Annotated in this window: 22 protein-coding genes; 19 read left to right on the forward strand and 3 right to left on the reverse strand. The window is 65.8% G+C overall.

Going from position 1 to position 25,927, the window contains the following annotated elements:
- The first annotated feature begins 152 nt into the window (after positions 1-152).
- The 7 genes from NX773_RS02290 to NX773_RS02320 are packed head-to-tail and all read left to right on the forward strand — an operon-like array spanning position 153 to position 9,554.
- Positions 153-3,059 carry a glycosyltransferase gene (locus tag NX773_RS02290; RefSeq protein WP_258854771.1) on the forward strand — a complete coding sequence of 969 codons (2,907 nt, stop codon included), beginning with the start codon at positions 153-155 and terminating at the stop codon, positions 3,057-3,059.
- Between the two features lie 6 nt (positions 3,060-3,065).
- Entirely contained in the window at positions 3,066-4,892 is a 1,827-nt protein-coding gene (gene asnB, locus NX773_RS02295) for an asparagine synthase (glutamine-hydrolyzing) (RefSeq protein WP_258854772.1), read from the forward strand.
- An 11-nt stretch (positions 4,893-4,903) separates the two neighbouring features.
- Positions 4,904-5,692: a glycosyltransferase family 2 protein gene (locus tag NX773_RS02300; RefSeq protein WP_258854773.1), complete on the forward strand. Its 789-nt coding sequence runs from the start codon at positions 4,904-4,906 to the stop codon at positions 5,690-5,692.
- Positions 5,693-5,719: 27 nt separating this feature from the next.
- Positions 5,720-6,847, forward strand: coding sequence for a DegT/DnrJ/EryC1/StrS family aminotransferase (locus NX773_RS02305; RefSeq protein ID WP_258854774.1), 1,128 nt, complete (start codon positions 5,720-5,722; stop codon positions 6,845-6,847).
- A 40-nt stretch (positions 6,848-6,887) separates the two neighbouring features.
- Positions 6,888-7,910: a lipid II:glycine glycyltransferase FemX gene (locus tag NX773_RS02310; RefSeq protein WP_258854775.1), complete on the forward strand. Its 1,023-nt coding sequence runs from the start codon at positions 6,888-6,890 to the stop codon at positions 7,908-7,910.
- Between the two features lie 2 nt (positions 7,911-7,912).
- Positions 7,913-8,668 carry a polysaccharide deacetylase family protein gene (locus NX773_RS02315; protein ID WP_258854776.1) on the forward strand — a complete coding sequence of 252 codons (756 nt, stop codon included), beginning with the start codon at positions 7,913-7,915 and terminating at the stop codon, positions 8,666-8,668.
- Positions 8,661-9,554 (forward strand): glycosyltransferase, encoded by an 894-nt coding sequence (locus NX773_RS02320; RefSeq protein ID WP_258854777.1) that lies wholly within the window; start codon positions 8,661-8,663, stop codon positions 9,552-9,554. Before NX773_RS02315 ends, NX773_RS02320 begins: the two co-directional genes overlap by 8 nt.
- Positions 9,555-9,560: 6 nt before the next feature.
- Here NX773_RS02320 and NX773_RS02325 read toward each other — a convergent pair whose 3' ends face one another.
- On the reverse strand, positions 9,561-9,800 hold the full coding sequence (locus NX773_RS02325; protein ID WP_258854778.1) for a hypothetical protein: 240 nt from the start codon (positions 9,798-9,800) through the stop codon (positions 9,561-9,563).
- A gap of 341 nt (positions 9,801-10,141) precedes the next feature.
- Between NX773_RS02325 and NX773_RS02330 the strand changes: the two genes are divergently transcribed.
- Together NX773_RS02330 and NX773_RS02335 are read left to right on the forward strand one after the other, a co-directional pair.
- Complete coding sequence (locus NX773_RS02330) at positions 10,142-12,937, forward strand: YjbH domain-containing protein (protein ID WP_258854779.1); 2,796 nt, start codon at positions 10,142-10,144, stop codon at positions 12,935-12,937.
- 110 nt (positions 12,938-13,047) lie between these two features.
- Positions 13,048-15,066 (forward strand): acyltransferase family protein, encoded by a 2,019-nt coding sequence (locus NX773_RS02335; protein ID WP_258854780.1) that lies wholly within the window; start codon positions 13,048-13,050, stop codon positions 15,064-15,066.
- A 124-nt stretch (positions 15,067-15,190) separates the two neighbouring features.
- Here NX773_RS02335 and NX773_RS02340 read toward each other — a convergent pair whose 3' ends face one another.
- On the reverse strand, positions 15,191-15,514 hold the full coding sequence (locus NX773_RS02340) for a hypothetical protein (protein ID WP_258854781.1): 324 nt from the start codon (positions 15,512-15,514) through the stop codon (positions 15,191-15,193).
- A 294-nt stretch (positions 15,515-15,808) separates the two neighbouring features.
- On the opposite strand from NX773_RS02340, the gene flhB reads away from it, so the two are divergent.
- The 6 genes from flhB to NX773_RS02370 all read left to right on the forward strand — a co-directional run bounded on the left by flhB (position 15,809) and on the right by NX773_RS02370 (position 21,602).
- On the forward strand, positions 15,809-16,987 hold the full coding sequence (flhB, locus tag NX773_RS02345; protein ID WP_258854782.1) for a flagellar biosynthesis protein FlhB: 1,179 nt from the start codon (positions 15,809-15,811) through the stop codon (positions 16,985-16,987).
- Positions 16,984-19,089: a flagellar biosynthesis protein FlhA gene (gene flhA, locus NX773_RS02350; protein ID WP_258854783.1), complete on the forward strand. Its 2,106-nt coding sequence runs from the start codon at positions 16,984-16,986 to the stop codon at positions 19,087-19,089. Before flhB ends, flhA begins: the two co-directional genes overlap by 4 nt.
- A gap of 185 nt (positions 19,090-19,274) precedes the next feature.
- Complete coding sequence (rfaD, locus tag NX773_RS02355; RefSeq protein ID WP_258855827.1) at positions 19,275-20,270, forward strand: ADP-glyceromanno-heptose 6-epimerase; 996 nt, start codon at positions 19,275-19,277, stop codon at positions 20,268-20,270.
- 123 nt (positions 20,271-20,393) lie between these two features.
- Positions 20,394-20,990, forward strand: coding sequence for a plasmid pRiA4b ORF-3 family protein (locus tag NX773_RS02360; protein WP_258854784.1), 597 nt, complete (start codon positions 20,394-20,396; stop codon positions 20,988-20,990).
- A 71-nt stretch (positions 20,991-21,061) separates the two neighbouring features.
- Entirely contained in the window at positions 21,062-21,328 is a 267-nt protein-coding gene (locus NX773_RS02365) for a BrnT family toxin (protein WP_258854785.1), read from the forward strand.
- Entirely contained in the window at positions 21,315-21,602 is a 288-nt protein-coding gene (locus tag NX773_RS02370) for a BrnA antitoxin family protein (protein ID WP_258854786.1), read from the forward strand. The genes NX773_RS02365 and NX773_RS02370 overlap by 14 nt, the downstream gene beginning before the upstream one ends.
- Positions 21,603-21,764: 162 nt before the next feature.
- Here the strand turns inward: NX773_RS02370 and NX773_RS02375 are convergent, their stop codons facing one another.
- Positions 21,765-22,196, reverse strand: a complete 432-nt coding sequence (locus NX773_RS02375; RefSeq protein ID WP_258854787.1) for a hypothetical protein — start codon at positions 22,194-22,196, stop codon at positions 21,765-21,767.
- Between the two features lie 89 nt (positions 22,197-22,285).
- Here NX773_RS02375 and flhF point away from each other — a divergent pair, with 89 nt between their 5' ends.
- The 4 genes from flhF to NX773_RS02395 are packed head-to-tail and all read left to right on the forward strand — an operon-like array spanning position 22,286 to position 25,919.
- A complete protein-coding gene (gene flhF / locus NX773_RS02380) occupies positions 22,286-23,584 on the forward strand; it encodes a flagellar biosynthesis GTPase FlhF (RefSeq protein WP_258821187.1) in 1,299 nt (432 codons plus the stop codon).
- Positions 23,577-24,440, forward strand: a complete 864-nt coding sequence (locus NX773_RS02385) for a MinD/ParA family ATP-binding protein (RefSeq protein WP_258854788.1) — start codon at positions 23,577-23,579, stop codon at positions 24,438-24,440. The genes flhF and NX773_RS02385 overlap by 8 nt, the downstream gene beginning before the upstream one ends.
- Before the next feature lie 22 nt (positions 24,441-24,462).
- Positions 24,463-25,191, forward strand: coding sequence for an RNA polymerase sigma factor FliA (locus tag NX773_RS02390; protein WP_258821185.1), 729 nt, complete (start codon positions 24,463-24,465; stop codon positions 25,189-25,191).
- Positions 25,173-25,919, forward strand: coding sequence for a flagellar motor protein (locus NX773_RS02395; RefSeq protein WP_258854789.1), 747 nt, complete (start codon positions 25,173-25,175; stop codon positions 25,917-25,919). The genes NX773_RS02390 and NX773_RS02395 overlap by 19 nt, the downstream gene beginning before the upstream one ends.
- Positions 25,920-25,927 lie beyond the last annotated feature (8 nt).

Here is a 25,927-nt window from a genome sequence, read left to right on the forward strand (position 1 = left end):
GGGGGCTGGACACGTTCTGCGCGACGCTGCTGAACAATTGGCCCGACAGCGCCGACCGGTTCGTCGTCGTATGCAACGCGAGCCACCCCGGCCACACCCTTCTGGGCCGCGCGATTGGCCGGGACAGGGAATTTGTGGTCCACGAGATCCCATTGAGCTGGGTCCTGAGCGGCCGCCTGTTCGGCTGGCTGCCGCCGTCGATCCGCCGTCTGTCGCAGCCGTTCCTCAGGGTGCTGCTCATGCCGCTGCAGCTGGCGCGCCTGAAGTCGCTGTTTCGCAAGACCGGCGGCGATGCGCTCCTGGTGCTCAATGGCGGCTTCCCGGCCGGGGAGACTTGCCGGCTGGCGAACATCGCCTGGGCCGGCGTGAGCGGCCCGGAGGCGGCGCGCAGGAACATCCACAATTTTCATAACTTCGCGATCCCGGCGCGCCGCGGTTTTCGCTGGTACGAGCATCGTATCGACCGCAAAATGGCCAGTGCGGCCAGCCACGTTATCAGCGTCTCGCGCTCATGCGCCGAATCGCTGCGCATTCGGCCGGCGCTGCGCGATTATGCGCGCCTGTCCGCGATTTACAACGGCGTGGTGGTGCAGCCGCTCCCGGAGGGCGCCGCGTTGCCGGACCTGCGACGCGAGCTGGGCATTGGTGGCGCGCCGATGTGCCTCATCCTTGCCAACTACGAGGAACGCAAGGGGCACCGCTTCCTGTTCGAGGCCTTCGCCGAAGTGGCGCGCCGGCTGCCGGACGCCCATCTGGTGTGCTGCGGCGGCGGCAGTGGTCCCGAAAAGGAAGGCATCGCGGCCGCCCGCCAGGCCCTGGCGCCGCGCGCAAACATTCACATGCTCGGCTTCGTCCCCAACGGGAACCACCTGATCGGCCAGGCTGACCTGGTGGTGATCAGCTCGCAGAGCTTCGAATCGTTCGGCCTGACCGCGGTCGAGGCCATGTTGCGCGGCGTGCCGGTGCTGGCCACGCGCGTGGGCGGGCTGCCCGAGGTGCTGGGCGAACCGCCGCGCGGTGGCTTTCTGGTCGAACCGGACGACGTACAGGGGTTCGCCGACCGCATCACCGAGCTGCTCGCCGATCCCCAGCTGCGCAAGCGCACCGGCGCCGATGGCAAGGCCCGCGCCGAGGCAATGTTCACGGCCGAGCGCATGGCCAGGGAGTACCGCGACGCGCTCAAGAACGAGACCGGCAGCTCCGAGGCGCCGGCGCCCGGCGAGTGGCACTACGTGCTGCGGCGCTCGGCCGACCCGCGCATGGCCATCCAGGCGCTGGGAGTGGCCGCGGGCGCCGTGGTGCGGCGCCTGCGCAACCGCCTGGTCAGCCGCAGGGATTCGCTGTACCCGCCAGCGATCCGCGCGCTCGCGGCGACGCTGCCGGCGCCCGAGCAGGTCGAGGTCGAGCCGGCCGCGCCGGTGCTCGCGCAGGGGCCGCGCCGCCTGAAGCTGGCCACTGGCTGGCTGCGCTTTGACGCGTGGCCGAACTGGGCGACCCCATTCCAGGATCACGAGCAATATGTTTCGCTGCACCGCTGGAACTGGCTGCTGCGCGCGCTGACCGACGAGGACCCTCCGGCCACGTTCGGCTGGGGCATCGAACTGGTGCGCTCGTGGGCACAAGCCATGTCGTGCCTGCCCGAGGGGGACGCTGGCGAGAGCTACACGACCGGCGAGCGCATCTCGAACCTGTGCCTGTTTGCACGCCACACGCGGGGCAGCTGGCATGGCCTGCCCGACGACCTCGCGGCGCTCGTGCGCACGATGGGCCTGTCCCTGGCAGGGCGCATCGAATACCACAGCGGGGAACTGAGCGGCAACCATGTGATCAACAACGCCCGCGCTTTGCTGTTTGCCGGCCACTGCGCCAGCGCGCCCGCGCTGGCCGCGTTCGGCCGCGCCTTGATCGCCGAACGCCTGCCCGGGCTGGTCAAGGAAGGTTTCCTGCGCGAGGGTTCTTCGCACTACCAGTACCTGTTCACGCGGTGGCTGCTCGAACTGGCGCTGCTCGCGCGCGAGTGCGGCGACCGCGACACCGAAGCCCTGGTAGCGCCGTACCTGGCCGGGCTGGTTGCCGCCTGCGAGTTCTTCCGGGTCGATGCGCGCGACGGCGAGGTGCGCATCCCGACCTTTGGCGACATCTCGCCGGACGCCGAACCGCACTGGCTGGCCGGCCTGCCGGGATCGGGCCTGGCGCGCCATCTGGGCCTTGGCGGCACTGTGCCGTTTGCCAGTCAGGGTTGGGCCAGGCTGTTTGGCGAACTGGCCGCGGAGCCGGTGGAGCGCGCCGCGGCGCGCACGCAGAGCGCATGGCGCGCGCATCCGCAAGCGGGCTGGTACCGGCTGGACGCGAATGGCTGGACTGCGATCTGGCACGCCGAAGCGGCCGATGGTCCGGCACTTGCCTCGCACGCGCACCACGACCTGTGTTCGCTGGCCTTGTACCGGCACGGGCGGGAAGTGTTGATCGACCCGGGCCGCCACGACTACAGCGCCAGCCCCCTTGGCCGCTACGGCATCGGCGCTGCCGCACACAACAGCGTGACACTGGACGGCCGCGCCCCTATGCTCTCGCGCGGCGACCGCTTGCTGCCGCAGCGGTATCGCGCCTCGTCTTGCACGGTCTCGCACCAGCTGCAGGGCCAGCTGCCGGTGGTGCGCATCGAACACGATGGCTTTGCCCGGCTGGGCCAAGGCGCCGGCCGTCACGTTCGCACGTTTACTTTCGGCGAACGCGAAGTCCAGGTGGACGATGCGTTCGAAGGACGCGGTCGCTTTCGCATGCAAGCGCATTTCCATCAGCCCTTGGCGGCTGGCGGCGCGCTACCGGCAACCGGTTTGCACCAGGGGCCGCCGGCGGCCTGCGCCTGCCCGGTGGTGCTGGACGCGCAGGCCGGCAGCGAGCTGGAAGTGCATCACATGGTCGGCTGCGATGCGCCCATCGGTGGCTGGCGCTTCCCGGCCTACGGCGAGCGCGCGCTTGCGCTGACCCAGCGTTTCAGTGGCACGGCCGAGCTACCCGCCGCCTACCGATACCGTCTTTTGGACAGGGGAGAATAGTTTTTCATGTGTGGGATTTTCGGAATCATCCATTTCGACGGCGCGCCGGTGCGCGACGAGACCTTGTCGCTGATGGGCAGCCGCATGCGCCACCGCGGCCCGGACGATGAAGGCCACTGGATCGACGGCGCGGCCGGCTTCGGAATGCGGCGCCTGTCGATCATCGACCTCGAGGGCGGGCACCAGCCAATCAGCAACGAGGACGGCACCATCCACCTGGTCCTGAACGGCGAGATCTACAACTATCGCGAGCTGCGTGAAGAGCTGCTCGGCCGCGGCCACCGGTTCAAGACGCACAGCGATGTCGAGGTGGTGCTGCACCTGTACGAGGAGATGGGGCCGGGCTGCGTCGAGCGCCTGAACGGGATGTTCGCGGTCGCGATCTACGACCAGCCGCGCAAGCGTCTCTGGCTGGCGCGCGACCGTCTCGGCATCAAGCCGCTGTTCTATCGCCGCCTGCATAATGGTCTGGCTTTCGCGTCCGATCTGGCCTCGCTGGCAGCGATCGCGCCGGTCGAGCTCGACCCTGCGGCCCTGATCTCCTACCTGGGCTACTCTTACATCCCCGAGCCGGACACCGTTTACCGTGGCATCAAGAAGCTCACTGTCGCCGAACAGATGGTGATCGAAGACGGCCAGGTCAGGGCAAGCCGCTACTGGTCGCCCGACCGCCTGTCCGCATGGACCGGGGGCGTGGACGAGGCGGAGCGGCGCCTGGAAGAACTGCTGCTCGATTCCGCCTTGCTGGAGCTGCGCAGCGACGTGCCGGTCGGGATTTTCCTGAGCGGGGGCGTGGACAGCAGCGCGGTGGCGGCGCTGGCCGCCCGGGTGAACGGCGCCGAAGCAGTCAAGACATTTACCATCGATTTCGCGGGCAAGGGCGGACAGGACGCGGCGTATGCGCAAATGGTGGCCGACCGCCTCGGCGCCGAGCACCGTGTGATCAGCGTGGACGCGGCCGAACAGGCGCGCGCGCTCGACGAGCTGCTCGCCGTGCTCGATGAGCCGATGTCCGACAGTGCGATCGTGCCGACCTACCTGCTGTCGAAGAAGGCGCGCGAGCAGGGTGTCAAGGTGTTGCTGTCGGGGGCCGGCGGCGACGAGGTCTTCGGCGGCTATGCACGCCACTTCCCGGGCCGGGCCGGCAGCGCGGCATGGATCGCGCACAACCCGCTGGCGCGCACCGCCGCCAGGCTCGCGTTCCAGGCCTCGAAACCGCACCTGGCATGGCGCGTGGCATCGCCGGCGCGCGATTTCGCCATTGCGATCTCGGGCGCCAACCTCGAGTTCCTGCGGCGCGGCCTGCGCGACCGGCAGCAGTTCGATGGTCTGCTGGCGCGTTTCGAACAGGATTTCGGCGCGGCGCGCGCCTCGTCTGCGCTTGCGCGGATGCGGCTGGACCTGGATACCTACCTGCCCAACAACGTGCTGGCGCTGACCGACAAGGCGACGATGGCTGCCTCCGTCGAAGGGCGCGTGCCGCTGCTGGACCATCGCATCGTGGAGTTCGCGTTTTCGCTGCCGCTCCACCTCAATCCGCTCGGCGGCAAGGACAAGGGCCTGTTCAAGCGAGTCCTGGAACGCTACGTGCCCCGTGAGGTCCTCGTGCGTGGCAAGGAAGGCTTCAATGCGCCGATGCACGAGTGGGTCGAGAAGGACCCGAAAGCGATCCGCGAGGAGCTGCTTGGCTGCGCCGTGCCGCTGCTGAAGGACATGATCGACCTGCAGGTGGTCGAGGCGTGGCTCGATGCACCCGAGCGGCGCCGCCCGGCGGGCGAATCGCTGTATGCCCTGTACCTGCTGAACCGCTGGTTGCGACACCACATCCAATGACGAGTCATCCGATGATTAACATTTCCGTGGTCTGCCCGACCTATAACTCGGCCAAGTTCATCGAGGCTACCCTCGAGACGGTGGTGCGCCAGACGCGCTTGCCGGACGAACTGGTCATTTCCGACGACGGCTCCGCCGACGACACGCTCGACGTCGTCGAACGCTTCCTGTCCGCGCACGCCGGCGCGATGCCGTGGCGGATTCTGCGTAATGCGCACCGCGGCCCGGGCGCGACCCGCAATGCCGGGATCCGCGCGGCGACCGGCAACTGGATCGCCTTTCTCGACTCGGACGATCTGTGGGAGCTGAACAAGATAGAACGGATCGGGCAGGAGATCGCGGACCATGGCGATGCCAATTTCTTCTGCCATGACGAGCTTTTGGTCGGCAAGAACGGCCAGACCAGCACGCTCGTGTACGGCGGCCGTTACAACGGCGAGCGGCCGCTCCCGCCGCAGCTGTATTTCGCGAACATGTTCTCGACTTCGGCGGTGGTGTGCCGGCGCGACCTGCTGATCGCGCATGGCTGCTTCGATGAGAGCCTGATGTCGGCGCAGGACTATGAGCTGTGGCTGCGCCTGTCGCCTTTCATGCGCCCGGTGTTCGTGCACGACATCCTCGGACGCTATGTCGAGCGGGCGGGGAACATCACTTCGAGCTCGCTGCAGCGCAGGCTGAAGAACGAGCTGCTGATCGCGCGCATGCACCGGCACAAGGTGAGTGCGCCTTGGTTCCTCGTCCGTGTCGGCCGCATCTTGCTGTCGTACGCGCGGCAGTTTGCGCGTGCCAGCCTGGCATGACCGCGTTGTTCCGATGAGGTTACCGAGTTGATCGTCCTGTCCAGACCCGCGACCGATTTCGCCGCGCTGTTGAAGAAGACGGGCTCACGCGAGCCTGCGGCGCACGGGCTTTATTTCTATCCGCGCGGCCGCGATGCGCTGCTGGCCGGGCTGCACGCACTGGGCGTGCCGCCCGGCGAGACTGTGGTCGTGCCCGCGTATATCTGCGATTCGACCATTGCGCCGCTGCGCGGCGCCGGCTACCGCGTCTTGTTCGTGGACGTCGAGCCGAACTTCGAGCTGGATCTGGCGAAGGTGCTCGCGGCGGTCGAGCAGGGGGGCGCGCGGGCGGTTCTCGCGGTCCATTATTTCGGCTTTCCCGCCGGCGTGGCGCGGCTGGTGTCGGCATTGCGGCCGCGCGGCGTGCGCGTGATCGAGGACTGCTGCCACAGCTTCCTGACCCGAAGCGGCGGTCAGCCTGTCGGGCTTGCGGGGGACGCGGCCATCTTCAGCATGCGCAAGACGCTGCCGGTTCCGGACGGCGGCGCACTGCGCCTGAATACGGCCAGCGTCGGCGCGGCTGCGCTCGCGGCTGGGCGCGCCGGCGCGCCGCCGGTGGCGCGCTATCTGGCCACCCGCTGTGCCGAGGCGGCCGTTGCCGCGGTCGGCTGGCCGAACATCTACGCAGGCGCGGTCGATGCGGCCAAGCGCAGGGTGCGAGGCGCGCGACCGGCGCACGCGCCAGAGCCACAACCGGTGGCGCAGCCCGTGCCGCAGGCTCCTTCGGCGCTGCTGGCGCGCTACCTCGCCAACGCGGACTATCTGCGACAGATCGGCGAGCGCGTCGCGCACAACTATGCGCGCCTGGTCGAGGGGGCCGCCGCATGCGGCTTGCAGCCGTGCGTGCCGCAATTGGCGCCTGGCTGCGTTCCCCAGTGGGCGCCGTTGTGCGACGACTCGGGCCGGCTGGTTCCATGGCTGCGCGAGCACGGGGTGGGCGCGGCGCGCTGGCCCTGGCACGAGCTGCCGTCGGAGGTGGACGCGGCGCCGCAACGCTACCCGGTCAGTCATGACCTCAATCGTCGCCTGGCCCTGCTTCCGGTACATCAGAGCATCGGCAGCAGACACATCGTGCGCATGCTCGCGCTGGTTCGGCAAGGCATGGCCGCGCAATGAGCGGCGCGGCGGAATTTTCGGCAATTACAGGGCTGTCTTGATGACATCAATTAAAAGTGAGTGGATCTCCCGGGAGCAGTATGCAGGGCTGCTGGGCAGCTTCGCACAAGAGAGCGTCACGCTCTACCACCGGCTGGCATGGCTCGACGCGGTGGCCAGCGGTTTCCATGCGGATGTGCGTTTCATGCAGACGCTCGGCGCGGGCGGCTCGGCGCTCGCCGTCACGCCCTTCATGACCAAGAAGAAGGGGCCGTTTCGCCTGATCGGCACGCCGCTGAGCGGCATGTACACCGAGTTTTGCGGACCGCTGCTGGTCGAAGGGCTTGATCCGGACACGGTGGAGGCCGTCATGACGTCGCAGCATCGCTTGCTCGCGCAGAACGGCCATTACATCGAGTGGGGCAGCAAGGGCGAGCAGCGGTGGGCGCATTCGCTCGCCTCGTTCGGCTACGTCCACACGCAGCGCCCGACGCTGGTGGTGGACCTGTCTGCCGGCGTCGATGCCACCTGGGCCTCGTTCGAAGGCCGTGCGCGCAACATGACGCGCAAGTCCGAAAAAGCGGGCGTGGTGGCCAGGACCGTCACGCCGGACGAGGCGTGGATCGGCGCCTACTACGAGATGCTGCGCGCTACCTTCGGCCGCCAGGGCCTGGCGGTGCCGCACCCGCTGTCGTTCTACCGTCAGATGATCGCACTGTCGGCGGCAGGCAACGCGCGCTGCGTCGCCGCCGAGTTTGAGGGCAGGATGGTGGCGGCCTGCATTTTCCTGGTTGACCGCGCGCGCATGCTGTACCTGTCCGGCGTGGCCAACGAGCAGGGCATGACGCTGGCCGCCACTTCGCTGCTGCAGTGGCACGCGATACGTGAAGCGATCGAAGCGGGCGTGACCGAATATGACATGGGCGGCCTGGGCGTGCCCTCGATTGACAAATTCAAGCGCAGCTTCGGGGGCCGCGACTTCGCGCACCATCGCTGGACTTATCGATCGCGCCTGTTCGGCCTGGCCGAACCGGCCGCACTGTGGCTGGCCCGCAAGGGCTGGATCCGACTTGGGGGGAAATGACAATGCACGACGCCGCCGGCGTTTCACTCAAGGGAATGGTTCCGCTGGTCCTGCACCGCATCGTGCGCGGCCAGACCGAAGTCTGGGAAGACGTCAGTGAGGAACAGTTCAGGAGAATGCTCGATTTTATCGGCGAGCGCTGGGCGGTTTTCCGCCCCGGCGGCAGCGGGCGCGATCCGCGCTGGATGCTGACCTTCGACGACGGCTACCTCTCCGATTACGACATCGTCTTTCCGTTGTTGGTTGAACGTAACATTCAGGCGACTTTTTTCCTGATCACCGATAAAATTGGCGCGCCGGGTTATCTGGACTGGGCCCAGATTAAAGAAATGCGCCGTCATGGAATGTGTTTCGGCTCGCATAGCCGCAGCCACCGCCGCATGAATACCATTCCACTGGCCGAAGCCAGGGAAGAATTCGCGGTGTCGAAAACGGTCATCGAAGATAAATTGGGCGAGCAGGTTGCGGTTTTCTCGTATCCATATGGGGAGTGTTCCGCGCAACTGCATCGTGCCGGCTTTGATGTGGGATACCGGTATTTGTGTTCCTCGGCCCATGGCATCGCAGGCGCGAGCGGAACGGTGCCGCGCAATTCGATTAATTCAGGTCTCGATTGGAATGGCATCGAGCGTGTCATGGACCCGAGCGCCGGCACCCGCCTGCGTTGGCATTTGGAGGATTTGGTGAAGCATGTGATCAAAGGCGCGCTCGGTCGCGAGCGTTACATGAAATGGCGGAATAAGGCATTTCATGGGTAAGATCGATCGCGCAGCGGCTCTTGCCTCCTTGCGTTTTTCCGTCGTGATGGCAACCTATCGCGGCGACGACCCCGAGCAGTTGTACGCGGCAGGGGAGAGTGTATTCAAACAGACCAGGGCCCCTGATGAACTGGTCATCGTGTGCGACGGCCCTGTCGGCGCCGGGCACGACCAGGTGATCCAGCGGTTGTCGCTGCTGGGGCCCATCCACTGCCTGCGGCTCGAGCACAACGTCGGTCCCGGCGCCGCGCGCCACCACGGTATCCTGGCCGCAAGTCACGATGTGGTGGCGATCATGGATGCCGATGACATTTGCGTCCCCGACCGCTTTGAACGCCAGCTTGTGCTGGTCGAGGCGGGCCAGGTCGATGTGGTGGGAGGCTGGATCCGCGAGTTCAACGAGCGGCCGGGCGATTCTGAGACAGTGCGCCGAGTGCCGCAGAGCCATGATGAGATCGCGCGTTACGCCAAGCGGCGCAGCCCGATGAACAACGTGACCGCCATGTTCAGGAAACCGAGCTACCTGCAGGCTGGCGGCTACGCGTCGATGCGCACCATGGAAGACTACGACCTGTACGTGCGAATGCTGCTCGGTGGCGCGCGCTTTTGCAACCTGCCCGCGGTGCTGGTGGAGGTGCGCGCCGGGCGCAACATGTTCGAGCGGCGCGGCGGCCTGTCGATGATCCCGATCGAGTCGCGCTTGCTCTACCAGATGTACCGAAGCGGATTTTTCAGCTTGGGCGAATTCCTGTCGAACGTAATGATCCGGTCGGTCGTCCGGCTGCTACCCAATGGCGCGCGGCGCCTGCTGTACCAGATCTTTTTACGCGACCAAGGGCGCGGCCGCGAGAGGCGGCCGGTGCCACGCAGCGCGGCGGGTGAATAAGCCTGCCTAGCGGCGCGCTTTTTCCCACCAATTGTCGAACCAGGCGATCAGATAGCAGAGCAAGCCGGTGGCAACCGCGTAATCGGCGACCGCGTCTTGGTCGGTGGCGCTGGCGACGACGCCCACCAGCAGTGATGCGGCACCGAAGGGAGCGAGCACCCGGTTAAGACGGCGGCAGGCGCCAGACACGAGTTCGCTGGCATGGCGGCTGTGCATGGAAGAGTAAAGCTGCAGTTTTACTTTCATTCTTGCCTCCACAATGTATGGCGGTATTTTTGTCTTATTTCGTCAAGTCGAAACTTAATCTGCGTCAATGATCCGCCTTTATTGTTCAGTCTAGCACACGTTAGTGACAATGTAACAATGGGCTGCAGGTAATTTGAACAGCTTTTTTCAGGGCGTGGCGCGCGATGGATGGGCGTGCAAGGAGGCTTGGCCCGAAATGATGCAAATGGTAAACTTTCGCCTATTTTCCCAGCAGGTTTTGACTTCCCCTCGGCTGCCTCGCGGCGCCACTTGCCCTCGAATGGATCAGCGTGGTAGCAGTTTTCAGAACTTCTTTTAAATATTCGTGGTGCGGCTGGTTCATGCTGGGCGCGCTCAATGCGTATGCTGCCGCGCCGGCCGTGCACGGGCAGTCAGGCTACATCAACATGCCCAACGCCTCAGTCGAGGCCGATGGCACGATGAGCATCGGCTACGGTTACGACAAGCCGTATGGCAGTTTCTGGGTCAGCTCGACCGTGCTGCCGTTCCTGCAGGTGACCGGGCGCTACGTGTCGATCAGCGGCATCCCCGGTTTCACCGACGTGCCTGGCGAATACGGGTTTGCTTATGGCCGCTACAAGGACAAGGTGTTCGATGCCAAGCTCCGGCTGTGGCAGGAGACGCGCTGGCTGCCCTCGGTCGCCGTGGGCGCCACCGACCTGCAGGGCACCGAGCTGTTCAAGGGACAGTACATCGTCGCTTCGAAGGCGTTCGGGGACGCGCGCAACCTCGAGGCAAGCATCGGGTACGGCCGCCATCGTCCCGACGGAGCGTTCGCGGGCGTGCGCTGGGCCCCGCTTTTCGCCCCCGGCTGGGCGGTGGCGGCCGAGTACGACGCGGTCGACTACAAGACCGACTTCAAGGCCTACCGCACCTATGCCGGGCAGCGCAGCAAGGGCCCGGCGGTCGCGCTCGAGTATCGGTGGGGCTGGCTTGGCGCGCAGGTGGCGCGCCATCGCGATCACTTCAGTGCCAATGCCTACATCAGCCTCCCGTTCTCGGAACGTGAATTCGTGCCCAAGCTGTACGAGCCGGCCTATTTCCAGCCGAAGGACGCACCGCCCAAGGTCAGCGCCGAGGACTGGAACCGTGACGGCCGCCATGGGGCTGCGCTGGTGCAGGCGCTGGTTCGCCAGGACTTCAAGAACGTGCGCGTCGAACTCGACCACGATGTGCTCAAGCTGGTGTTGACCAATGCGCGCATTGCCAACCTCGGGCGCGCGGTCGGCCGGGCCACGCGCACCGCGCTCGCCTTCGCCCCTGCGGGCACACGCTCGATCCAGGTGACGTACACGCGGCTGGAGCAGCCGATCGCCACCTACGAGTTCGTCGACCTGCGCCAATTGACCGACTACCTCACCGGGCTGTCGTCGCGCGAGGCGTTCCTGCAGACGGTCGTGGTGCGCTATGCCACCCCGGATGAGCGCGGCCCCGCCGACCAGGCTGGCCTGCTCGACACGATCCAGGGCGATGGCGCGCTGGGCGTGCAGGTCGGCCACGAGGGCGACATGGTGCAGGTGCGCTCGGAAGACCGCGAAGCGAACCGCTTCAAGCTTGCGCCCAAGCTGTCTTTCTTCTTCAACGATCCGAGCGGCGCGCTGCGCTATGAAGTGTGGGGCGCGGCCAGCTACGACCGCCGGCTGGGCCAGGGGCTTTACCTGAACAGCGACATGAAGCTGACCGTGCTGGAGAACGTCTCCGGCGTCACCCAGCCCTCCAACAGCCTGCTGCCGCACGTGCGCTCCGACGTGGCCGACTACAAGCGCGGCGGGCGATTCAAGCTTAATCGTTTTCTGCTGAGCCAATACCTCAATCCCGGCGAGCGCGTGTACGCGCGCCTGTCCGGCGGCCTGTATGAGGAGATGTTCCGCGGCGTCGGCGGCCAGGTGCTGTATCTGCCCAAGGACAGCCGTTGGGCCACCGACCTGTCGCTCGACGCGCTGGAGCAGCGTGGTTACAAGGGCTGGCTCGACAAGCGCGACTACCGGACTGTCACCACGCTGGCCGCCTTGCATTACAGGCTTCCGTACGACATCACGGCGACCGCGCGCGCCGGCCGTTTCCTCGCGCGCGATAACGGCGTGCGACTCGAATTCAAACGCCGCTTCCCGTCCGGGGTCGAGGTCGGCGGCTGGTTCAGCAAGACGAACGGCAATGACATCACCACGCCGGGCACGCCGGCCAACCCGTACCACGACAAGGGCGTGTTCCTGTCGGTACCGCTGAACATCATGTTGCCGAGCGATACTCAGGCCACCGCCGGCATGGCTCTGGCGCCGTGGACGCGCGACGTCGGCCAGATGGTGACCGGTCCGGTCGACCTGTATGAACTGATGGAGCAGCCGCGCCGCGACCTGACGGCCTATGACGGCCTTGGCAATTTCGCTGAGCGCGCGGATGAACAGGGTCTGCCCGCGGTCAATCCGCCCGCGCGCGCCATGCCCGACGCCTGGCCGCTGTTCCGCTGGCGCATCGAGCAGGCCACCTCATCTGCGCCGCGCTGGCCCGACTGGCTGAACGGCGCCGCGCTGGGGGGCAGTGCGATCATGGCCGGCGCCTTGCTCGACAAGCCGGTTGACCGCTTCCTGCGCCAGCATCCCGATTCCAGTGCGCTGCGCAGCTGGGCCAACCTCGGCAAAGTGCTACCTGTCGCATTGACCGGGGTGGCCGGGGCGGCCGTGCTGTTCGGCGATGCGCGCCAGCAGAACATTGGCGTCATTTCGCTCGAGTCGCTGGCTGGGGCGGCCGCGCTGTCGATCGGTGCCAAGCACCTCGTCAGCCGCACCCGTCCGATCGACACGACCGCGCCGTGCGCGTGCGCGAGCCGCCGCTCGGACTCGTCGTTTCCGTCCAATCACGGCGTGGTGGCGTTCGCCGCTGTCACGCCGTTCGCCCAGGAATACGATGCGCCATGGCTGTACGGCCTGGCGGCAGCCGGCTCCATGGGACGTGTGGCGGGACGCCAGCACTGGGTCTCGGATGTCGTGGCCGGCAGCGCGCTGGGCTATGCGGTGGGCACCTGGCTGTGGCGCTCCCAGCGTGACGACAGCCGGTCGGGCCTGGTGTTGAGCCCGGGGCCGCGCGAGTTCAGCGTCTCCTGGAACAAATCCTATTGAACGTGCGCCGGCGGCGAGCTGTTGCCGGCGTTGAGCAGACAAGATCCGGCATGGTGGTCGGGCCGCCCGCCGGCAGTCCGTCCCCCGGACCCTACAGCAAGGTTGTACCGATGCGTTATCGTCCAGAGATCGACGGCCTGCGCGCCGTCGCCGTCCTTCCGGTGATCCTCTACCACGCCGGTTTCGGCTTGTTTGGCGGCGGCTATGTGGGTGTCGATGTGTTTTTCGTCATCAGCGGCTTCCTCATCACCTCGATCATCATGGCAGACCTCGAGAAAGGCCGTTTCAGTATCCTCGAGTTCTATGAACGTCGCGCACGGCGGATTCTTCCTGCGCTGTTCGTCATGATGGCCGTGAGCAGTCTGTTCGCCTGGCGCTGGCTGCTGCCCGCGGACCTGAAGGGCTTTGCCCAGAGCGTGGTCGCGGTTTCGGCGTTCGCATCGAACATCCTGTTCTGGAAGACCAGCGACTACTTCGATACCGCGGCCGAGCTCAAACCGCTGCTGCATACGTGGAGCCTGGCGGTGGAAGAGCAGTTTTACGTGATCTTTCCGCTGCTGCTGATGCTGGCCTGGCGCTTTGGCAAACGCCGGATCGTCGCGCTGCTTGGCGTCCTTGCACTGGCAAGCCTGGCCGTCGCGCAATGGGGCGCGAGCGCAGCGCCCACGGCCAATTTCTTCCTGCTCCCGTCGCGCGGATGGGAGCTGCTGATCGGCGCCTTCGCCGCCTTCCATTTTTCCAATCCTGACCGGCGCACGCCGGCCCAGCCGCTGCGCGAGGCGGGTGGCTGGACAGGGCTGGTCCTGATCGCCTGTGCCGTGTTCTTGTACGGCAGCCAGACGCCGTATCCCAGCGTCTACACGCTGGTGCCGACGGTGGGAGCGTTGCTGGTCATCCTGTTTGCCGGGGCCGACACCGGCGCCGGAAGGTTGCTGGGCAGCCGGTGGTTTGCCGGAGTGGGCATGATCAGCTACAGCGCTTACCTGTGGCACCAGCCGCTGCTGGCCTTTGCCCGTTACCGGATGCCGGGCCACCCGGACCAGCTGATGCTCGGGGCGCTGGCGGCGGGCTCGCTGGTGCTGGCCTATTTCAGCTGGAAGTACGTCGAGACGCCTTTCCGTCAAAAGAACGTGGTCTCGCGCGCCACGATCTTTGGCTGTTCCGCCATTGCCTGCGCTGCCTTTGCGGCTGCCGGGTTCGCAGGCCACGTCAACAAGGGCTATCCGTCACGATTCCCCGCGATCGAGGACCTGCTGGCGATTCGCACCGTGGACAGCAGTCCTTGCCACACCCTGTCGAGGCGGACTGCGGACCAGATCCGGCGTGGCGACATGTGCAAGGTGGGGGCCGCGGTGACGCCGCACTTTGCCGTCATTGGCGACTCCCATGCGGGCGCCCTGTTCGAGTCCCTCGGCAGGCGCCAGGGAGACAGGCCGTTCTCCTTCTATGCGGTGTCCGGCGGCTTTTGCGCGCCCTTGCTGGAGTTCCGCTTTGTCGGCAATACCATTGCCGATTGCGACGAAACGACGAGTGCCGCGTTCAGGCAGGTCATGGCTTCTCCGGCCATCGACACCGTCGTGTTGTTCGCGGAGTGGGCGAACTATACCAAGGGTTATCGCGATGACGGCAACGATCGAACACGCAGTCCCGGGCTGGTGGCCGATAGCCTCGGCGCGGCGCAAACGCCGGAGCAGAACCGGATGGTTTTCGAGCGTTCGCTGCAACGGACGGTCGATGCGCTGGAGCGTGCTGGAAAACAGGTCGTGATCATCGAACCGGTGCCTGAATTCCCGTTCAGGGTCTTCGACTCGGTGGCCAAGCAGATCGTGTACACGGGCGGGGCGCGTGATTATCCAAGGGTGAGCATCGCGGATTACCGCGCCCGCAACCACGAAGTGCTGGAGGCGTTCGCCAGGTTGCACGGCGTTCGTTTTGTCGACTCGGCCAGCTTGTTCTGTTCAAAGGACAATTGTTCGTCAGCCGACGGCCGCGGGCGCATTTTGTTCAGCGACACGAACCACGTCAACGAATACGGGGCGGACCTGATTGCAGGCGAATTGATGAAATATATCGCGCAACCGCATGATGCCGGTAGCGCGCCCGCGCGCAGCGCGATCGCATCACGGTAGCGCCGGAATGCCGGCGACTGAACTCAGCACAGCGCCCGCAGATGGTGCATTTGACTTGGAATGAAAAAAATGGCCGCTTGTGCGGCCATTTTCTCGAGGCAAGGTCGCACGAGCGACCCAGCGATCAGTGGTGGCTGGTGGTGCTCGAGCCGCCGCTTGCGGCAACAGCAGCAGCAGCGACGCCAGCGCCGATCGCAGCGACGGTGCCAACCGACAGGCCAGCGATCGCGGTGGTGGCGGCAAAGCCAGTGCCTGCAGCGGCAGCGCCAGCAGCGCCAGCAGCAGCGCCAGCGGTACCAGCAGCAGCGCCAGCGGTACCAGCGGCAGCGCCGGTAGTGCCGGCGGCAGCGCCGGTTTGTGCGGCAGCGGCAGCGGCGGTTTCAGTCTGTGCCAGCACTTGGGTCGACACGAGGCTCAGGAGTGCGCTGAGGGCGAGAAGCTTTTTCATTTGTTGGATCCCTTTTAATTCAGAAATAGGTAACCTGTTGTGATACTTCAGGGCAATCTAATTATAGCAATGAAGTTTTGTGGGAATTCAAAAAAATTAACGACATTCGGTTAAAAAGGTGGCGCGCCGGAGACAAATGATGAGTGGCGGGGGGAAATACGCCCGGTTTGCCGGGTTATTTGGGGAATAGCCGCCGGGTAAGGTCGTGGATAATGCCATCCACAGGCTGTGTCCGGACGCGTGGGCAGGAGTGGCCACCCTACGACAACCAGGCACCGCGAACAGGAGCACCGAATGGCAGAAGACAGCGACGCGGAACGGACAGAACCCGCGTCAGCCAGGCGATTGGAGCAGGCGCGCGAAGAAGGCGACGTGCCCCGATCGCGCGAACTGGCAACCTTTGGCGTGTTGATGACGGCAGGCGCCGGTCTGTGGCTGACCGGCGGCAGCCTTGCGCGCCAGCTCGCCGCGGTGCTGCAGTCCGGTCTGTCGCTCGACCGCGAGCAGGTGTACAACCCGGACGTGCTGCTGCACCGCATCTTCACCGACATCGGCACGGTGATGCTGGCCTGCCTGCCGCTGGCGGTGGCGATCATGGTGGTGGCGCTGGCGTCGCCGCTGCTGATCGGCGGCTGGCTGTTCACCGCCAAGGCCTTCATGCCGAACTTCGGCAAGCTCAACCCCATGCGCGGGCTGGGGAACATGTTTTCGACCAATGCGCTGGTCGAGCTGCTCAAGGCCATCGCCAAGACCGTGGTGGTGGCCTGCGTGGCCTGGGTGGTGGTGATGAGCCAGAAGGAAGCCGTGCTGGGTCTTGCGATCGAGCCGCTGCACTCCGGCAGCACCCACCTGGTGCGCCTGGTCGGCGTGGCCTTCCTGTTCATGGTGGGCGCGCTCGGCCTGATCGCGGCGCTCGACGCCCCGTACCAGATCTGGCACTACGCCAACAAGCTCAAGATGACGCGCCAGGAAGTGATCCAGGAATCGAAGGAATCCGAAGGCAACCCGCAAATCAAGGGCAAGATCCGCCAGCTGCAGCGCGAGATGGCCAAGCGCCGCATGATGCAGAACGTGCCGACGGCCGACGTGGTGGTCACCAACCCGACCCATTACGCGGTCGCCCTCAAGTATGCCGAAGGCCAGCGCGGCGCGCCGCGCGTGGTGGCCAAGGGCGTGGACGAGGTGGCGGCGAAGATCCGCGAGATCGCGCAGGAAAACAAGGTGGCGCTGCTGGAGGCGCCGCCGCTGGCGCGCGCGCTGTACAAGCACGTCGAGCTGGAAGAGGAGATTCCCGAAGCGCTGTACTCGGCGGTGGCCGAGGTGCTGGCCTATGTGTTCCAGCTGCGTACCTACAGCGCGCATGGCGGCCGCCAGCCGGACCGCCCGACCAAACTGGCGGTGCCGCCCGCAATGGACCCGCTCGACCCGGCGGCGCGGCAGCAGCCCGGCGCCCCACACGGAGCTGACCAATGAAGCTGCCACCCTGGCTGAAGGGCCTGGCCAACCGCGGCAACAGCGCGCTGGCCGCGCCGATCCTCATCATCCTGCTGCTGGCGATGATGATTTTGCCGCTGCCGGCCTTCATGCTCGATGTGTTCTTCAGCTTTAACATCGCGCTGTCGGTGATCGTGCTGCTCACCAGCCTGTACACCGTCAAGCCGCTCGACTTCATGGCGTTCCCGGCGATCCTGCTGGTGTCCACCATGCTGCGCCTGTCGCTGAACGTCGCTTCCACGCGCGTGGTGCTCACCCAGGGCCACACTGGCGGCGCCGCCGCGGGCAAGGTGATCGAGGCGTTCGGCCACTTCCTCATCGGCGGCAACTACACCGTCGGTATCGTGGTGTTCGTGATCCTCACCATCATCAACTTCACCGTCGTGACCAAGGGCGCGGGCCGTATCGCCGAGGTGGGCGCGCGCTTCGCCCTGGATGCGATGCCGGGCAAGCAGATGGCGATCGACGCCGACCTGAACGCCGGCCTGATCGGCGAACAGGAAGCGCGCCGGCGCCGCTCGGAAGTGGCGCAGGAAGCCGAGTTCTACGGCGCGATGGACGGTGCGTCGAAGTACGTGCGCGGCGACGCGGTGGCCGGCATCATGGTCACCCTGATCAACGTGATCGGCGGCCTGATCGTGGGCATGGTCCAGCACGACATGGCATTCGGCGACGCGATCAAGAACTACACCCTGCTGGCGATCGGCGACGGCCTGGTCGCGCAGATTCCGTCCCTGATCATCTCGGTCGCGGCCGGTATGGTGGTGTCGCGCGTGGCCAGCGACGAGGACATCGGCAAGCAGCTGGTCACGCAGCTGTTTGCCAAGCCCGAAGTGCTGTACATCACTGGCGGCATCCTGGGCGGCATGGGCCTGATCCCGGGCATGCCGAACCTGGTGTTCCTGTTGCTGGGCAGCCTGCTGGGCGGCGCCGCTTACCTGTTGGAGAAGCGGGGGCCCAAGCTGAAGGCTGCACAGGAGGCGGCGGCTGCCGCGGCAGCGGCCACCCAGGCCGCCGCAGCGGCGCCGGCCGAAAACGAGGAGGCGAGCTGGCAGGACGTGCTGCAGGTGGACACGCTTGGCCTGGAGGTGGGCTACCGCCTGATCCCGCTGGTGGACCGCACCCAAAGCGGCGAGCTGCTCAAGCGCATCAAGGGCATCCGCAAGAAGTTCGCGCAGGAAGTGGGCTTCCTCGCCCCGCCGGTGCACATCCGTGACAACCTGGAACTGAAGCCGGTGGCCTACCGCATCACGCTCAAGGGCGTGGAGGTGGGCAGCGGCGAGGCGATCAACGGCCAGCTGCTGGCGATCAACCCGGGCATGGCCAGCGGCGTGCTGCCCGGCACCCCGACCACCGACCCGGCCTTCGGCCTGCCGGCCACCTGGATCGACGCCGGCCTGCGCGACCAGGCGCAGGGCATGGGCTACACGGTGGTGGACGCGGGCACCGTGATCGCGACCCACCTGAACCACATCATCAATTCCCACGCTTCGGAGCTGCTGGGACGCATGGAAGTGCAGGCGCTCATCGACCACATGGCCAAGGACGCGCCCAAGCTGGTGGAAGACCTGGTGCCGAAAGTGGTGGCGCTGTCCACGCTGCAGAAGGTGCTGCAGAACCTGCTGGCCGAAGGGGTGCACATCCGCGACATGCGCACCATCATCGAGACGGTTTCGGAGCACGCGCCGATCACGCAGGATCCGACCGAGCTGACTTCGCTGGTGCGCGTGGCGCTGGGCCGCGCCATCGTGCAGCAGCTGTTCCCGGGGACGAACGAGCTGTCCGTCATGACCCTGGACAACCGCCTGGAGCGGCTGCTGATGCAGGCGCTGGGCACCGGCAACGACGGCGTCGGCATCGAGCCGGGCCTGGCCGACACCATCGCCCAGCAGGCCGCCAACGCCGCCGCGCAGCAGGAGGCGATGGGACTGACGCCGGTGCTGCTGGTGCCAGGGCCGCTGCGCACGCTGCTGTCGCGCTTTTTGCGGCGCGCGCTGCCGCAGCTGAAGGTGCTGTCGCACTCCGAGATACCGGAGACCAAGACCATTCGCGTGACCAGCCTGGTGGGCGCGCCGATGTAATTCTGGCGCTGGTTGAACGCGTGGGCAGGAGACCTGCCCACCCTACGGCAATCGCAGCGTCTCTGTAGGGTGGGCGGGTCTCCCGCCCACGCGTCCAACTATCACATGCCATCGCCACATGTGGGAAAATGCACGCTTCACAAGGCAGCCTCGACCCGGCTGCCGCACCACTACCCGAGGCACGCATGTACATCGTCGTAACCGGAGCCGCCGGCCTGATCGGCTCGAACATCGTCAAGGCGCTCAACGAGCGCGGCATCACCAACATCATCGCCGTGGACAACCTCACGCGCGGCGACAAGTTCCGCAACCTGGTCGATTGCGAGATCAGCGACTACGTGGACAAGCACGAATTCATGGCGCGCATCCGCGCCCACGCCTACGACCGCCGCATCAAGGCGATCTTCCACGAAGGCGCGTGCTCGGACACGATGGAGCACAACGGCAAGTACATGATGGAGAACAATTATCAGTACTCGCTCGACCTGCTCGAATTCGCCAAGGAGCAGCGCGCCCAGTTCCTTTATGCCTCCAGCGCGGCCGTGTATGGCGGCGGCACCGTGTTCAAGGAAGAGCGCGCGCACGAGGATCCGCTGAATGTGTATGGCTACTCCAAGTTCCTGTTCGACCAGGTGGTGCGGCAGAGGGCAGGGGAGCTGACGGCGCAGGTGGTAGGCTTTCGCTATTTCAACGTGTACGGCCCGCGCGAAGGCCACAAGGGCCGCATGGCGTCGGTGGCCTTCCACCACTTCAACCAGTACCGTGAAAGCGGCAAGGTCAGGCTGTTCCAGGGCCGCGACGGCTACCCGGACGGCGGCCAGATGCGCGACTTCGTGTCGGTCAAGGACGTGGCCAAGGTGAACCTGTGGTTCTTCGACCATCCGGAAGTATCCGGTATCTTCAACCTGGGCACCGGCCGGGCGCAGCCGTTCAACGATGTCGCCACCGCCGTGGCGAACACGATGCGCGAGCTGGAAGGCAAGGAGCCGATGCCGACCGAAGAACTGGTCAAGGCCGGCATCATCGAATACGTCACGTTCCCCGAAGCGCTGATCGGCAAGTACCAGTCCTTCACGCAGGCCGACATGGCCAAGATGCGCGCGGCCGGCTACAGCGAGCCGTTCCTGTCGGTGGCCGAGGGCGTGCGCGATTACGTCCTCAACTGGCTCAATTCGCGTTGATCGGTAGGGTGGGCTCTTGAGCCCATGCGGTCGTACGCGGCCGAGCTGTCACGGCGCCGCAACCTGATCCGTAGGGTGGGCGGATTCCGCCCACGCGTTCAACCAGCGTTGATCTGTCCCACCATGCCAAAACAGCCCAAGATCATCATCCTCCACGCCAGCATCAACGATATCGAGCCGCTGATCTGGCGCCGCATCGAGGTGGACGCGGACATCAGCTTGCGAACGCTGCACCACATCCTTCAGGCAGCATTCGGCTGGACCAGCTCCCACCTTCACGAGTTTGAGGTGGGAGACCAGACCTACACCATACACGACGAATACCTGCTTGAGTCGATTGACGAGGGCGAGCCAGTGCCGCTGGATGACCGCAAGGCGAAACTGGGGCGGTTGCTCTTTCCAGGCCAGCGATTTACCTATCTGTACGATTTCGGTGATTCGTGGAGACACACGATCCACGTTGAAAGGATCGCCGAGGTTGCTGAAATGCGGGGATACGGCCACATCACTGATGGCGCCCGCGGCGGGCCTCCGGAGGATGTCGGCGGCCCCTATGGCTACATGGCATTCCTTGATGCTATCGAGCGCAAGCCGCGCACCCAGGAAGGTCGCGAGCTGCTCGACTGGATCGGTGGCAAGTTCGATGCCAGCGCCTTTGACAGGCGCGCGGCGAATGCAGCTTTGTTGCGGATGGCGTGGAACGGATGGGGAAGGAAATAGCCAATGGGTAAGCGGGTAGGGCCATGTTGAAGGGCTGTTGATTCTCGATTTTTTGTGCATACAATAATCGAATGCAAATCACGTATGATCCAACCAAAGACGACGCCAACATCACCAAGCATGGCGTGTCGTTGGCGCTCGCTGCTCAATTCGAGTGGGAATCAGCGGTGGTTTGGCCCGATGTCCGGCGCCAGTATGGTGAAGCGCGCATGGCAGCCATTGGCTACATTGGGCTGCGCTTGTACTTCGTGGTCTATGTGGACCGGGTCGGTGGGCGGCGCATCGTCAGCCTGCGCAAGGCCAACCAGCGAGAGGTAAAACGCTATGCCGAAACTTAAACCGGGAACGATTCTCCCTACGCCGGACGAAGACGCTGCCATCACGGCCGCAGCAAAGTCCGATGCGGACGCGATGCCGTATTCTGACGAGGAATGGGAAGACGTGAAGCCGACGGTCAAGCGCGGCAGGCCGGCGGCCTCTGCGAGCAAAGAACGGGTCACCATCCGGCTGTCGCCTGAGGTGGTGCAGGCGTTCCGCGCTACGGGGGCGGGGTGGCAAACTCGCGTGGATGCTGCGTTGCAGGACTGGCTCAAGACTCATTCCCCAGAGTGATGCCGGAGAAGACGTGACATGTGCTTGGTGGCTGCACGCACGTTGACTGTCAGGGTGGGCTCTTGAGCCCACGCGGTCGTACGCGGCCGGGACAGCCAGATGCGGCGTGCCAGCGCCGCGTATCACCGCGTGGGCAGGAAATCTGCCCACCCTACGTCACGCTTACCTTCCGCCTTCCTGCATTGCTCGATTGATCGAATACCGTTGCCGCGCGACGAGTGCGGCGGCTGTCAATATTGCGATGAGCAAAAACGATACAGCGAAGGCGAACAGATCTTCCAGGTCGGCCAGGTCGTCGCCATTGTGTGAACCGTACAGGTCAATTTGCCATTCCGCGAGCGCCACGGGAACGTGTGGCCCAAGTTCGGGATAGGTGAGCCAGACATGGGCTAACAGCAATGGGGCGAAGATAAGCCGAAACGGCACCGATACTGCCGAGTTCCGGCGCGAAAATTTCCTACCGCCGAGCTGGCCAACCCGCGCATTGCCTGCTTCACATGTTTCCGTAAGAAAACGCTGCAAATGTTTGATTTCCGGAAATAAACACCTATTTCCCATCCTTTTCCCCCGATGGTTTTCGTGCGCCGTCGTCAATAATCTTGATCGTAGAAGGGGCGCGTGCGCCCTTGCCGTGGCCAGTATTGACGAATGAAAGCAGCAGTCCCCAGGGACGGAGATCATCGATGAACGTGAAGAAATTTGTAGCGCCCACATCCCGCGATGCCTTGCGCAAGGTCCGCGAAGCGCTCGGTCCCGACGCGGTCATCCTGTCCAACCGCGCGGTCAATGGCGAAGTCGAGATCCTGGCGCTGGCCAGCGACGATGTCGCCTCGATCGCCTCGCCCGTCGCCGAATCCGAGATGGCCGCGCCGGCCCCGCAGCTGCAGCTGTCCGAGCCGCAGCCGTTCATGCCGCGCCGGGTGCGCGCCGAACCGCAGCCGGAGCCCAAGCCGGCCATCGACATGGCCGCCGTCACCTCGATGGTCTCGTCCGCGATCGAAAAGGTCACCGAGGCCGCCACCGCCGAGATGTCCGGCATGATGAACGAGATGCGCGCAATGCGCGGCCTGATGGAGTCGCAGCTGGCCGAGCTGACCTGGGGCGCCAGCCAGCAGCGCGCGCCGCACAAGGCCACCGTACTGCGCGAGATGCTGGCCGCCGGCTTTTCGGCCACGCTGTCGCGCTACCTGATCGACAAGCTGCCGCAGCACAAGGACGCGGCCGAATCGATGCGCTGGGTGAAGAACGTCATCGGCCGCAACCTGTCGGTGATGTCGAACGAGGACGCCATCCTCGGCCAGGGCGGCGTGTTTGCGCTGGTCGGCCCCACCGGCGTGGGCAAGACCACCACCACCGCCAAGCTGGCCGCGCGCTGCGTGATGCGCCACGGCCCCGAGAAGCTGGCCCTGATCACCACCGACGCCTATCGTATCGGCGCGCACGAGCAGCTGCGCATCTACGGCAAGATCCTCGGCGTGATGGTCCACGCGGTCAAGGACGAGGCCGACCTGCGCATCGCCCTGAAGGAACTGAAAAACAAGCATACGGTATTGATCGATACGATCGGCATGTCGCAGCGCGACCAGATGGTGGCCGCGCAGGTGGCCATGCTGACCGACGCCGGCGCCGAAGTGAAGCGCCTGCTGTGCCTGAACTCGACCTCGACCCACGAGACCCTGGGCGAGGTGGTGCGCGCCTACCAGGGCAGCGGCCTGCACGGCGTGATCATGACCAAGCTCGACGAAGCGGCATCGATCGGCAGCCTGCTCGACGTGCTGGTGCGCCAGAAGCTGAACCTGTGCTACATCTCCAACGGCCAGCGCGTGCCGGAAGACCTGCACCTGGCCGACCGCGCGCTGCTGGTGGACCGCGCATTCCGCGGCAAGCGCGAGCAGCTGCAGGAGGCCGACCTGCCGGCGGTAATGTCGCAGACCGGCAGCGTGCATAGCGACCGCACCCTGCGCGAGGTGTCGCTTGGCTAGTTTCGACTTCGACCAGGCCGAAGGCCTGCGCCGGATGCTGGCGGGCCCGCGCCCGCGCGTCGTCACCTTCCTCTCCGCCACGCCTGAAGACGACAAGGGCGCGATGCTGGTCAACCTGGGCGCGTCGCTGGCGCAGGCCGGCAACGACGTGCTGCTGGTCGATGCCAGCCTGAGCGAGTACGGTGTGGCGCAGCGCCTGGGCGTGGTCGGCCCGACGCTGTTGCAGGTGGCGCGCCAGCAGTGCGCGCTCAACGAGATCATCCAGCAGGTGCCGCAGGGCTTTGCGCTGGCCAGCCTGGCGCGCGAGCCGCAGGGCCGTGGCCGCGCCCCGGCGTGGGTCCCTGCGGTCGCGGGCCGCGACGAGGACGAGGCGCGGCGCCTGGCCAAGGCGTTCGACGTGCTGGCGCAGCAGTCCGGCGTGATCCTGGTGGACGGCGAGTTCGGCGAAGCCGGCTTCGCGTTGCCGGCACTGGCCAGTTCCGAGATCGTGGTGCAGGTGTCCACCAGCGCCGCTTCGATCACCAATGCCTATGGACTGATCAAGCGCCTGGTGCAGGCGCTGGGCCGGTGCCCGATCGGCATCCTGGTCACCGGCGCCAGCGAGGCCGAGGCGAAAATCGTTTACGCTAATATGGCATCCGCGGCCACCCGCTACCTGGCTGTCACCCTGACCTCGATGGGGTCGGTGCCGGCGGACGAATACCTGCAGCGCGCGGCGCGCCTGGGGCGCGCGGTGGTCGATGCGTTCCCGCTGGCCGGCGCGTCGGTGGCGTTCCGCCAGCTGGCCGGGCGCTTTGCGCTGGCCGCAATGGCGCAGGAACAGTGGCAGGGAGGCGGCGCACATTTTGGCTCCTGAGAACATAAAAGCATAAGAAGGCATGTACACGGTCAAAGGGAAAGCCGACAGGGATCACCTGCTGGAGCAGCACATGCAGCTGGTGAAGCGCCTGGCCCACCACATGAAGGCCAAGCTGCCCCCTTCCGTGGAAGTGGACGACCTGGTCCAGGCCGGCATGATGGGGCTGCTCGACGCGATCAACCGCTACGAAGAGACCCATGGCGCCCAGTTCGAGACCTATGCGGTGCTGCGCATCCGCGGCGCCATGCTCGACGAGCTGCGCAACAGCGACTGGATGCCGCGCTCGACGCGCCAGAACATGCGCAAGGTCGAGACGGCGATGAACACACTGCAGCAAAAGCTGGGCCGCGCGCCGTCCGAGTCCGAGGTGGCCAAGTCGCTCAAGATGTCGCTGGCCGAATACCAGGACCTGCTGTCGGACGGCAGCGGCCACCAGCTGATCTACTACGAAGACTTCCATGACGAGGACGGCAACGACAGCTTCCTCGACCGCTATGCGGTGGACGACAGCGACCCGCTGCGCGCGCTGCTGGAAACCGACTTCCGCCAGGCCGTGATCGACGCGATCGAGGCGCTGCCGCCGCGCGAGAAGATCCTGATGGGCTTGTACTACGAGGAAGAACTGAACTTGAAGGAGATCGGCGCGGTGATGGGCGTGTCTGAATCGCGCGTGTCGCAGCTGCACACCCAGGCGGTGGCACGGCTGCGCGCGGCGCTGCGGGAGCAATTGTGGACTGGTCCAGCGTAGCCGGCCTGTTGCTGGCGCTGGCCGGCATCTTCGTCGGCCATGCGCTGGACGGCGGCAAGTTCGCCTCGCTGGTGCAGCCGGCCGCGTTCGCGATCGTGGTGGTCGGCACCGCCGGCGCCGTGCTGCTGCAGACCGAGGCGCGCACCTTCTGGCGCGGCCTGTCGATGCTGGGCTGGGTGTTCCGCACGCCGCCCAGCCAGCGCGAACACCTCGCGCGCGAGATCGAGCAGTGGAGCCAGGTGGCGCGCCGCGACGGCCTGCTGGCGCTCGAGCGCTTTATGGAGGGCACGCGCGACAAGTTCATCGAGAAGGGCCTGCGGCTGGTGGTGGACGGCATCCAGCCGGACAAGCTGCGCAGCCTGCTCGAGACCGAGCTGTCCGCGTTCGAGACGCGCCAGCGCCAGGCCGCGCGCATCTGGGAGTCGGCAGCCGGCTATGCGCCGACCATCGGCATCATCGGCGCGGTGCTGGGCCTGATCCACGTGATGGAAAACCTGACCGACCCGTCGCGCCTGGGCGCCGGCATCGCGGTGGCCTTCGTCTCGACCGTGTACGGGGTGGGACTGGCCAATCTGTTCTGCCACCCGGTGGGCAACAAGCTCAAGGCGATCGTGGCGGCGCGCGTGGCGCAGTACGAGATCCTGATCGACGTGTTCCACGACCTGGCCAGCGGCGACCACACGCGCGTGATCGACGAGCGCATTGCCAGCCTGCTGGCGCGCGCCTAGGAAGCCGG

The sequence above is a fragment of the Massilia solisilvae genome (assembly GCF_024753215.1).
In the GTDB taxonomy this organism is placed as follows: domain Bacteria; phylum Pseudomonadota; class Gammaproteobacteria; order Burkholderiales; family Burkholderiaceae_D; genus Telluria; species Telluria solisilvae.